The sequence below is a fragment of the Streptococcus sp. SR1 genome (assembly GCF_000526075.1).
Lineage (GTDB): Bacteria > Bacillota > Bacilli > Lactobacillales > Streptococcaceae > Streptococcus > Streptococcus halitosis.
Window position 1 is genome coordinate 1 of sequence record NZ_JATR01000024.1, and the last position, 9,018, is coordinate 9,018.

17 protein-coding genes are annotated in these 9,018 nt (G+C 37.4%); 4 read left to right on the forward strand and 13 right to left on the reverse strand.

Annotated elements, in window-relative coordinates; translation table 11 throughout:
* From HMPREF1518_RS08595 to HMPREF1518_RS08640, 10 genes are all read right to left on the reverse strand, one after another.
* Positions 1 to 244: YopX family protein (locus tag HMPREF1518_RS08595; RefSeq protein ID WP_033583946.1), on the reverse strand; the 244-nt coding region annotated here is incomplete at its 3' end.
* Positions 245 to 256: 12 nt separating this feature from the next.
* Positions 257 to 535, reverse strand: coding sequence for a hypothetical protein (locus HMPREF1518_RS08600; RefSeq protein WP_033583944.1), 279 nt, complete (start codon positions 533 to 535; stop codon positions 257 to 259).
* 1 nt (position 536) lies between these two features.
* On the reverse strand, positions 537 to 1,028 hold the full coding sequence (locus HMPREF1518_RS08605; RefSeq protein ID WP_033585553.1) for a MazG-like family protein: 492 nt from the start codon (positions 1,026 to 1,028) through the stop codon (positions 537 to 539).
* Position 1,029: 1 nt separating this feature from the next.
* Positions 1,030 to 1,251, reverse strand: a complete 222-nt coding sequence (locus HMPREF1518_RS08610; RefSeq protein ID WP_033585555.1) for a hypothetical protein — start codon at positions 1,249 to 1,251, stop codon at positions 1,030 to 1,032.
* Positions 1,244 to 2,017: a DNA methyltransferase gene (locus HMPREF1518_RS08615; protein WP_033585557.1), complete on the reverse strand. Its 774-nt coding sequence runs from the start codon at positions 2,015 to 2,017 to the stop codon at positions 1,244 to 1,246. Before HMPREF1518_RS08615 ends, HMPREF1518_RS08610 begins: the two co-directional genes overlap by 8 nt.
* A 24-nt stretch (positions 2,018 to 2,041) precedes the next feature.
* Positions 2,042 to 2,236, reverse strand: coding sequence for a hypothetical protein (locus tag HMPREF1518_RS08620; RefSeq protein WP_000470297.1), 195 nt, complete (start codon positions 2,234 to 2,236; stop codon positions 2,042 to 2,044).
* Positions 2,236 to 3,108, reverse strand: a complete 873-nt coding sequence (locus HMPREF1518_RS08625) for a phage replisome organizer N-terminal domain-containing protein (protein WP_033585558.1) — start codon at positions 3,106 to 3,108, stop codon at positions 2,236 to 2,238. Before HMPREF1518_RS08625 ends, HMPREF1518_RS08620 begins: the two co-directional genes overlap by 1 nt.
* 14 nt (positions 3,109 to 3,122) lie before the next feature.
* Positions 3,123 to 3,332 (reverse strand): hypothetical protein, encoded by a 210-nt coding sequence (locus tag HMPREF1518_RS08630; RefSeq protein WP_033585560.1) that lies wholly within the window; start codon positions 3,330 to 3,332, stop codon positions 3,123 to 3,125.
* Between the two features lie 80 nt (positions 3,333 to 3,412).
* The gene (locus HMPREF1518_RS08635; protein WP_033585562.1) at positions 3,413 to 3,670 is read right to left on the reverse strand and encodes a hypothetical protein; all 258 of its coding nucleotides are present in this window, start codon (positions 3,668 to 3,670) and stop codon (positions 3,413 to 3,415) included.
* A gap of 13 nt (positions 3,671 to 3,683) precedes the next feature.
* The gene (locus HMPREF1518_RS08640; RefSeq protein WP_033585564.1) at positions 3,684 to 4,400 is read right to left on the reverse strand and encodes an ORF6C domain-containing protein; all 717 of its coding nucleotides are present in this window, start codon (positions 4,398 to 4,400) and stop codon (positions 3,684 to 3,686) included.
* A 53-nt stretch (positions 4,401 to 4,453) separates the two neighbouring features.
* On the opposite strand from HMPREF1518_RS08640, the gene HMPREF1518_RS08645 reads away from it, so the two are divergent.
* Positions 4,454 to 5,137: a DUF4145 domain-containing protein gene (locus tag HMPREF1518_RS08645; protein ID WP_033585566.1), complete on the forward strand. Its 684-nt coding sequence runs from the start codon at positions 4,454 to 4,456 to the stop codon at positions 5,135 to 5,137.
* On the opposite strand, the gene HMPREF1518_RS11060 is transcribed toward HMPREF1518_RS08645, so the two are convergent.
* From HMPREF1518_RS11060 to HMPREF1518_RS08655, 3 genes are read right to left on the reverse strand one after another with little or no spacing between them, the layout of a single operon-like run.
* Positions 5,095 to 5,229, reverse strand: coding sequence for a hypothetical protein (locus HMPREF1518_RS11060; protein WP_269317218.1), 135 nt, complete (start codon positions 5,227 to 5,229; stop codon positions 5,095 to 5,097). The genes HMPREF1518_RS08645 and HMPREF1518_RS11060 overlap by 43 nt on opposite strands.
* Before the next feature lie 9 nt (positions 5,230 to 5,238).
* Positions 5,239 to 5,436, reverse strand: a complete 198-nt coding sequence (locus tag HMPREF1518_RS08650) for a hypothetical protein (protein WP_033585567.1) — start codon at positions 5,434 to 5,436, stop codon at positions 5,239 to 5,241.
* 22 nt (positions 5,437 to 5,458) lie between these two features.
* Positions 5,459 to 5,665 carry a helix-turn-helix transcriptional regulator gene (locus HMPREF1518_RS08655; RefSeq protein ID WP_033585569.1) on the reverse strand — a complete coding sequence of 69 codons (207 nt, stop codon included), beginning with the start codon at positions 5,663 to 5,665 and terminating at the stop codon, positions 5,459 to 5,461.
* Between the two features lie 174 nt (positions 5,666 to 5,839).
* Here HMPREF1518_RS08655 and HMPREF1518_RS08660 point away from each other — a divergent pair, with 174 nt between their 5' ends.
* The 3 genes from HMPREF1518_RS08660 to HMPREF1518_RS08670 all read left to right on the forward strand — a co-directional run bounded on the left by HMPREF1518_RS08660 (position 5,840) and on the right by HMPREF1518_RS08670 (position 8,496).
* Positions 5,840 to 6,595 (forward strand): LexA family transcriptional regulator, encoded by a 756-nt coding sequence (locus HMPREF1518_RS08660; RefSeq protein WP_033585571.1) that lies wholly within the window; start codon positions 5,840 to 5,842, stop codon positions 6,593 to 6,595.
* A 13-nt stretch (positions 6,596 to 6,608) separates the two neighbouring features.
* Entirely contained in the window at positions 6,609 to 7,115 is a 507-nt protein-coding gene (locus HMPREF1518_RS08665) for a hypothetical protein (RefSeq protein ID WP_033585573.1), read from the forward strand.
* A gap of 232 nt (positions 7,116 to 7,347) precedes the next feature.
* On the forward strand, positions 7,348 to 8,496 hold the full coding sequence (locus HMPREF1518_RS08670; protein ID WP_033585575.1) for a tyrosine-type recombinase/integrase: 1,149 nt from the start codon (positions 7,348 to 7,350) through the stop codon (positions 8,494 to 8,496).
* Positions 8,497 to 9,018: the final 522 nt, after the last annotated feature.

Sequence of the window (9,018 nt, forward strand, 5' to 3'; positions counted from 1 at the left end):
AAAAAACAGTGTATAGACTATCGAAAAATTGAACGATGTCCCCCTCGAAAATCTCGACACCATTTAGGTCTTTGAGTCCTGTTGATTGCATGAGCTCGATTTCATCAAACTCAACTGACATTTCTGTACACCTTTCGGTGTCTCCCTGGTGACAGATATCTAAAAACTTGCTGTCGAATGAAATATTAGTAACATCGCACATCCATTTCAACGACTTCATCCACGCTCTAAATTTCGGAATCATGACATATCCTCCTTAAATAAACAAACTAGCTAACCAAATTAAAAATGCACATGTAATGATTTTCGAAATACTGCTCTTCACAGCATATGAATAATCCTCTTCAGATTCTTTTTTGCTGGGTAACACAGGCCAGATGAAAGATAGTAGTGCATCCATCCCTAATGCTTGCCAGACTGTAATTTTCCCAACTGGAACGATCGTTGTGATGATTTCATTCCAACCATACTGAACCACGAATGGCGATACAACAATTACAAATACAGAACCTAAAACAATACCTAGTTTTTTCATTTTACAAATCCTCCTCTTTCACAAACACCCCATCAACAATCTTGCCCTTTCGGTCTTTGATAGCATCATAGGCAATCTGCAAGCAACTGTCTGCATCTGTCCCGTTGAATAACGAAACAGAACTAATCACACTGTCGAGAAACATCAAGTCAGACTTAATCAGAGGCATCTGTGTCTCATTGTGACAGACATGAGCATATAGCTTCTGAGCAATATTCCCTAAACTCGAAACCATCAACAGCAATTCAAGTTCCTGTTGATTTGCTGAAATCTGAGCACCGTTCTTGATTTGTTGCTCAAGCCCAATCAATACGACTTGAATATCACCAAGCGCATCATAAATCAGCTCAGATTTGTCCTTTGCAATTCCTTCAAACAATTCTCCTGACTCTTCCATCAGCTTCAAGAACTGCTTAACTGGATTTGCTTCATGTAGATTTCTATCAACAAACCACTGTTGAACTTTTTCTTCCAAATTCATTTTTGTATTCATATTACTTTTCCTCCGTTTTCTTCACAATCAGGTAGTAGCAATCAGCTGCTCCGTAATCAATCCTGATGTTTTCTCCACTCATGCTTTTCCGAAAGCGTGGATGGTTGATAGCTGAGTAACTAGCTTGATGTTTCTTTAATTCGTTGATTGCGCTATGTATGTGGCCAAAACTCCCAATGAGTATCTTTCGGTGACCGTTGTAAATGAAATAGAGTTCAATCATCTTTACTAAACTCCTTGTAAATTTTTTTGAATATTTCTGACACCAATTTTTCAGGTATATTAGATCTCTCGTTGTATGATTTTGAGAAAATCTTCCACTCGATATCCTGCTTGATAATTTTATTTTTAAGATTAAGTTCAATATTACTTCCAAAAATCGTCCGTTTTTGTAAAGGATAATCATAATTATTGTATCTAGCTAGATTTTTGTATGGAATTCTGAATCCAATAATATCCTCAATGTAGGGCCACAGTCTGTCAGCTGCTGGATTCTCAATAACCCAAAATTGTGGTCTATATCTTTTTATGATTTCTATTGTGTTGAAAGCTGTTAGCTCGCCATTGACCCTTTTCAAAAATTGCCTGTCGTACTGATAATTTATATAAGCTGACTCGTAATCCTGATTTGCCCTGATCGTGAACGGTGAAGGTCTTACTTGTGGAGCAAACAAGCTATCAGAGACATCATTGCGTTTCCAACAAGCGTTCCCATTTTCCATTGCAGAAGCATTTGACCATGATTCACATGGCGGACTAGCTATTACAAGGTCAGGTTTTGGTAATTTGTCTAACACGTCAAAGAGCGTGTTATCTCCAAATAAACGTTTGTAATCAGCAAGGTCCAGATTTATAAAATGATTGTTCTTGTTTTCTATATCCATTCCGATTGAATAGATTTCAATATTCGCCCCCCCCGAACTATTCAGAGAGTTAGCACCCTTGAAGTAAGAACCATTCCCACTATCGAAGAGTGCCCAGACTGTCATTTTCTTTATGATCGATACCTCCAATCATCCCTTCACCTGAATCACATAAAAATTCCCAAACGATCTTAGCGCCTTCGCAACCTGCAATGCGACCGCACGAGAAACAAACCGAATCGCTCCCCTCTCTTCTGAAAAAGAGATATCAATCCCAGTCACGCCGATTTTAGCAGACATCAAGTACGGTTTTTCCTCTTTTGTTCCATGTTTCAAAATAAACATCAGTTTCTTCCTTTCTCAAGTCTTTCTAGCATTTCTTGTTTCTTCTTCTCAAGGTCCTTTTTGGTCTCATCACTAGTCTTATTGACATAGTCTGGTTGTGACCATTCAGGAACGTTTGATTTTTGATTCCCTGACTGACCCTTGATTTTGCTTTCTTTGTACGCTCGTTCACGTTCCTCGACTGCTGCAATCGTCAAAACTCCATCATTCTTCCAATTCGTCAAAATCGCTCTGATATAACTAAAATTCCTTTTACCATTGTCAGCAGCAAGCCCAATTGCTTTCAGAACAACTTTCGCTTCCATACCATCCAAAGTGATGAATTCTTTCAAGATTTCAAATTGAGTTCCATCCAACGGAGCGATACGAGATTGATATTCTTCCACGATGAGTTCGACTGGATTTTTATCTACATCTTTCTCTATCTCTGTATCTATATCTTTCTCTATATCTATATCTCCGTTACGCTTTGTTACATCGTCGTTACATTGTAACGCTAATTGATTTTCTCGAAACTTACGAACCCTTCTGGCGCTTGCGGTTTCGCTACCTACCATCTCAGGAACTTGCTCCAAAAAATAGTCTCTATCTGATTTTCTAGTCAGCAGACCTTTGCTTTCCAAAAATAGCAAAGTGATTTTAATATCTTCAACGCTCTCATCGATCATAAGAGCGATTTCTTCAGCAATATTATCAGCAAGCCCATCATAGTAGATGTGCCCGCCATCCTCTAAACTAATCAACATCATTTTGAGATAGATGATAGTGTGCGTATCGCCACCTGCAATCTTACGAAGTAATTTCATTTCCTTAGACTTGAAAAAATCCTGAGCCAGTTGAATCCAGTAGTATCGCTTGTTTTTAACTACCATTGATACCCTCCGTTTTAATCCACAAATGTTTCTTTTCGTGTCACGGGATCAATGTCCACACGTCGCCCTGTTTTAAAGTCAATAAACCCTTTCTCAACTTGTGGCGCTTGAAGTTGGATTTTCTTCGGTCTCATGGCCATTTTAAGCTTGATATTCATAATCAGTGATTCAATCAATACCACTGATACTACTGTGCATACTGCGATAATTTGTAAATTGTTCATGTTTTTTATCCTCTTTTTGTGTTATAATAAAATCAAATAATTTTGCTAAGACCTTGTCCAGAAGCCTTTTAGTAAAGTTATTATAGTTGATTAGAGAGCCATTCTTTGATGGCTCTTTTTGACCATTTCTTACCAGGGAGTTCTTTTGGAAATCCCTTCATGTAACGATAATTGTTTGAAAACGTGTCATAGTTAATGCCTAGAAAATCACAGGTAGTGCTCACATCCATTAACTCTGGATAGTGGTCGCTATCTTTTTCTATCTCAACCAATCTTGTAATTGTGTCCTTGATAATGGACTTAATCCAGTCAGATAGTGAAAGTAGAACATTGTCCATCTTCTTCCCCTTCCTACACCTCGTCAAATGAGTTCAATTTCATGATTTTCATCTTAGTATTGGTGCTTGGCTCCCAAGTCATCCAATATTTCAATGCTGCTTCTGCGATTTTTTTTGGTAGCAAGTCATAGCGACTGATGTTGAAGTGGTCTTTGAAATCAATCTCAGCTTGTCTAAATACCGACTGAGCAAAAATCTTATCAGCATAAGCAGGACTATCAATCCCACCCAGGCAAGCCACGACCCGAGCCTTGCGCTTCTTCAGTAGTGACTGAGCATAGCTTGGATGAATCGGTTGCTCACTCTTCAGATAGTCGATATCTTCAAGCATGGTCGCCTGTTGCTCACGAAGCTTTTTCTGGCCAGTGAATAGAGCGATGAAGGCATCCTCATCTAAGTCCTCACGAATGAAACCACCCTGCTTGCGAATAGCTGGCAAGACCTCTGATGTTACCCATCGTTTGAATTCTTTCGCTTGTGGAAGCTTACTTGAAAGAATGAGAGAATAGAGACCAGATTCGTTGATGATGATAGGATTTTGATTTCTACCCATGGCGTCACGAATCGTTACCCCATCTGTCTTATCATCTTCATCTACATGGTCAAAAATTGCTTTTCTTGAATTTGTATACCCCAAGATATCCGCAACATCCTTTCCAACAAACCAAGGCTCGTCATCAATTGTCAAAGTACGGACTTCCTGTCCGTGAAAGTTAAAAATTTCGTTCATAGTATTCCTTCCTAAATTTGGTATAATAAAACAAAAACGATTGGAGATTTTTTATGAAACTTGACGTTTCTATTAAGTTTAGAGATATCCTAAAGACCATTACAATTGACACTCCTTCAAAATGCCCCCACTGTGGTAGAACCATGTCTCCACAACATGTCGGACAGAGCTGGAGTTCTGAAAACGCTGGACTTGACGATCAAGGGAGATTTTCTGTTATTTTTAGATGTACTTATGAAGATTGTCAAAAGTATTTTGTAATAGAGTATATTCACGATGATTATCCGCTCTCTACAATGATTAACTATTCCTATCGCCCTCCAATCAAGGTTAAACTCCCTGAAAATATAGAAAAAGTTTCTCCTGTTTTTGTTGAGATCTATTCGCAAGCAACTGTTGCAGAGTCCGAATCATTAGATCAAATTGCAGGTGTAGGCTATCGCAAAGCAGCCGAATTTCTCATAAAAGATTACGCAATTTCTAAAAATACAGAAGACGAAGAAAAAATCAAATCAATTATGCTTGGTCAAGTAATCGCTGACTACTTAAATGATTTTCCCAAAATTCAAGCCTTAGCAAAATCTGTTGCTTGGATTGGCAATGATGAAACTCATTATGTCCGCAGGCATGACGACAAAGATATCCAAGATTTAAAGAAATTCATTCTCTCAGCAGCTCAATTTATTGCTGCTGATTATGATGCTGATGAAGCCTTGTCTTTCACTGCTTCTAATTGAGAAACCTTAATATCCAACTCATCCAATTTTTCTGCAATATATGTCACGGTCCTCAATATCTCATTGAGGGCGGTTCTTTCTAGTTCGTTCATCTCCCCCTCCTACTCAATCACCTTATTGCCGACTACCAATCGTTTAACGACAACATCCATCTCCTTAAATTCGGCATTCTCTGCACAGTATCGGACGCTCTCGCTGATAATGTGACAAATGGATACCCCGTACTCATTCGCCAGCTCCGTAGCAATATCCCAGGCATCTTTGTCAATCCGTGTTACTTTTTGCGCTGCGTTGTTCATAATGCCATTCTCCTTTTTGCGGTTAAACCGCAATATCATGTAAAAAAATAATGTCATCGATAGACACATCAAAAGCAGTAGCGATTTGATAAGCCTGTGTTACAGTAGGCTCTGTTTTACCTCGCTCCCAATTTCCCCAAGTATCAGCAGAGACATCAAGGGCCTTAGCTGCGTCCACTTGTCGCCAGTTCTTTAGCGTTCGCAATGTTTTAAGAGTCATTTTTGGCATTTTACTGTCCTTTCTATCGTTTTTTTATAATTGACTGACTCAACTATGATTATATTATAATGCGGTTAAACCGCAATGTCAAGTGTTTTTTGCGTTTTTTTCGTATTTTTTTATTTTTTTCTTTACTTTTTTGCGTTTTTGCCGTAATATATACTATATAAAGGAGTGATACAAATGAGCAATAATAAAAGTAAAGAAATTTTCTCTGCGAACTTGGAAAATTTGATGAGCAGCAGAGGGATTGATAGAAATAAGCTCTGTTCTGATCTAGGATTGAAGTACACTACTGTAAGAGATTGGTTAAAAGGCATAACTTATCCTCGGATAGGGAAGATCGAGTTACTTGCAGACTATTTCGGAGTTAATAAATCGGACTTGATAGAGGATAAAACTCAAGAAGTAAAAAAACTAAAAATCCCTACTTCCCCTCTTGTTCAGAAAATAACTGAAAAAGTTGTAAAGTTATCAACTCCAAGAAAACAAAAAATTCTGAACTATGCTAATGAACAATTAAAAGAACAGAATAATAAAGTGATTATGATTGAGGAAAAGCTTTTTGAATACCGTGTTTTTGAAAAGCTATCAGCTGGTACCGGATTTTCATATTTCAACGATGGGAACTATGATACTGTTTTTTACGACAAAGACCTAGACCACGATTTTGCTTCTTGGGTTTTCGGAGATTCCATGGAGCCTAAATATACGAATGGAGAGGTCGTTCTCATCAAAGAAACAGGGTTTGACTACGATGGTGCCATTTATGCGGTTGATTGGGATGGCCAAACTTATATAAAGAAAGTCTATAAAGAAAAAGACGGTCTTAGACTCGTCTCTATCAATAACAAATATAAAGATAAATTCGCACCATATGAAGAAGATCCTAGAATCATTGGAAAAATAGTCGGAAACTTCATGCCGATTGAAAATTAAAAGGAGAAGAAACATGAACAAAAGAAAAAATTCTAAGCCAGTTTATAAAAGAGTGTGGTTTTGGGTGCTGATAGCTTTCTTGGCTATTGGTGTGACAAATAGTATTTTAAAGAACCCATCTAAAAATACTACAACCAAAACTGAAAAAACATCATCAGCAGCAGTTGAACAGAAATTTAAAATGACTAAAGAGTTAGGCGAAGATTTCGCGTTATACTTTAAAGACAACGCTGAAATTATTGACAAAGGGGAAAAGGTTGATTTTGTTCCTGGAGGCGACGATAAATATATTTCAGTGCGAATTGGAGAAAGCTGGAAAAATGAAAACTCTAGTCGTAAAATCTATATTTCAAATGAATTTTTGAAAGCTAAAAATACCATCTTTGAAAAGTGGGCTCAAGAAAAAGGCTACAATGTTGATTTAGAAAAAGATACACCTCAACTGCTTGTTTATACCTCAGACTCTGATAAAACTCAAATATCTCAAGAGTACAAAGGAGAAATGAAAATACTGAAATAAAATAGAAAAATCTCACCCTCTATTAGAGAAAGCTTTAAAAGATAAAGTCAAGAAATAACAAAAAAGCCTCACAATCACCCTCGCCAAAGTTTGATTGTGAAGCTCAACCTTATAAAAAATCAGCCATTAAAAAGGCCTCTTTTCTATACCCTATTTTACACCATGAAAGGGGTGATGTCAATATTCTCAATGTTTAGACCTTGTCCAGAAGCCGATAAACAAGGAGAATACAATGAAATATAATAAAACAAAATACCCAAATATCTATTACTATGAAACTGCAAAAGGCAAACGTTATTACATCAGACGCTCTTACTATTTTTATGGTAAAAAGAAAGAGATTACTAAAAGTGGTCTCACAACCCTTCCACAAGCTCGTGCAGCCTTGACAGAGATTGAGCAACAAATCCAAGAACAAGAATTAGGTATCAATACGAATCTAACACTTGATAATTATTGGGATATCTATTCTGAAAAGAGATTGTCAACAGGGCGCTGGAATGACACTTCCTACTACCTCAATGAAAACCTCTATAAAAACCATATTAAACCAAAGTTTGGTTCTGTTCTGCTTAAAAATTTGGATAGAAATGAGTATGAACTCTTTATTGCTGACAAGTTGCAGAACCATACCAGATACACTGTTCAAACTCTCAATTCCAGCTTCATGGCATTGTTAAACGATGCCGTGAAAAATGGAAATATGCTCTCAAATCGCTTGAAAGGTGTTTTCATCGGCCAGAGTGACATCCCTGCAGCTAACAAGAAAGTGACTCTCAAAGAGTTCAAGACTTGGATAGCAAAGGCAGAAGAGATTATGTCAAAACAATTCTACGCTCTGACCTATCTTACCATCTTTGGACTGAGAAGAGGAGAAGTCTTTGGATTGCGCCCAATGGATGTAACTCAGAACGAAAATGGACGGGCTATACTGCATCTTAGAGACAGTAGGAGCAACCAGACCTTGAAAGGGAAAGGAGGGCTTAAAACAAAGGATTCAGAGCGATATGTCTGCCTTGATGATATCGGAACAGACCTTATCTATTATCTGATAGCTGAAGCTTCTAAGATTAAGCGAAAGTTAGGGATTATCAAGGAGCAACAAAAAGATTATATCACCCTTAATGAAAAAGGTGGTCTCATCAATCCAAACCAGCTAAATAGAAACTTCAATCTAGTGAATGAAGCAACAGGATTGCATGTAACACCTCACATGATGCGCCACTTCTTCACGACTCAAAGCATTATTGCAGGGGTTCCGCTTGAACAATTAAGCCAGGCGCTGGGGCATACAAAGGTTTATATGACGGATCGTTATAACCAAGTTGAGGACGAACTTGCTGAAGCGACAACAGACCTATTTCTTAGTCATATTCGCTAAAAAAGTCCCCGCCAAAATCTCAAAAAGTCCCCGCCAATTCCCCGACCAAATTCCAAAAACTACCGAAATTTATCGGAAAACGATGTTTAGGAAACTTCCGAAAAGCTTGAAATAAAGCAAAAAAACTCCACCTGATTGGGTGGAGTTAAGGGAGATTATTATGAAAAAGAAAAGTTTAGGATTTCATTAAATAAAGTTAGGAGGTCTTTATTTAATGATTATATAATACAAGATGAATCTTAAAGCTATCTTAATTTTTTCTCTGATTTATCATTTTTTTAAAAATTTTTTTCGAATGGAATTTTCCTCTCCAAGCCATAAAAAAGCCACCTGATTGGGTGACTTCTTTAGGAGATTATGATGAAAAAGAAAAGTTTAGGATTTCATTAAATAAATAGGAGGTTATTTAATGAAAATCGAAACCAGACTAGGCAGATAGACGCAAGCATAACTATAGTTAGCTAAGTCGACTCTAACGAAGATTGATGAGATTTTCGAAGAGTATTAGGAGGTCTTTATTAA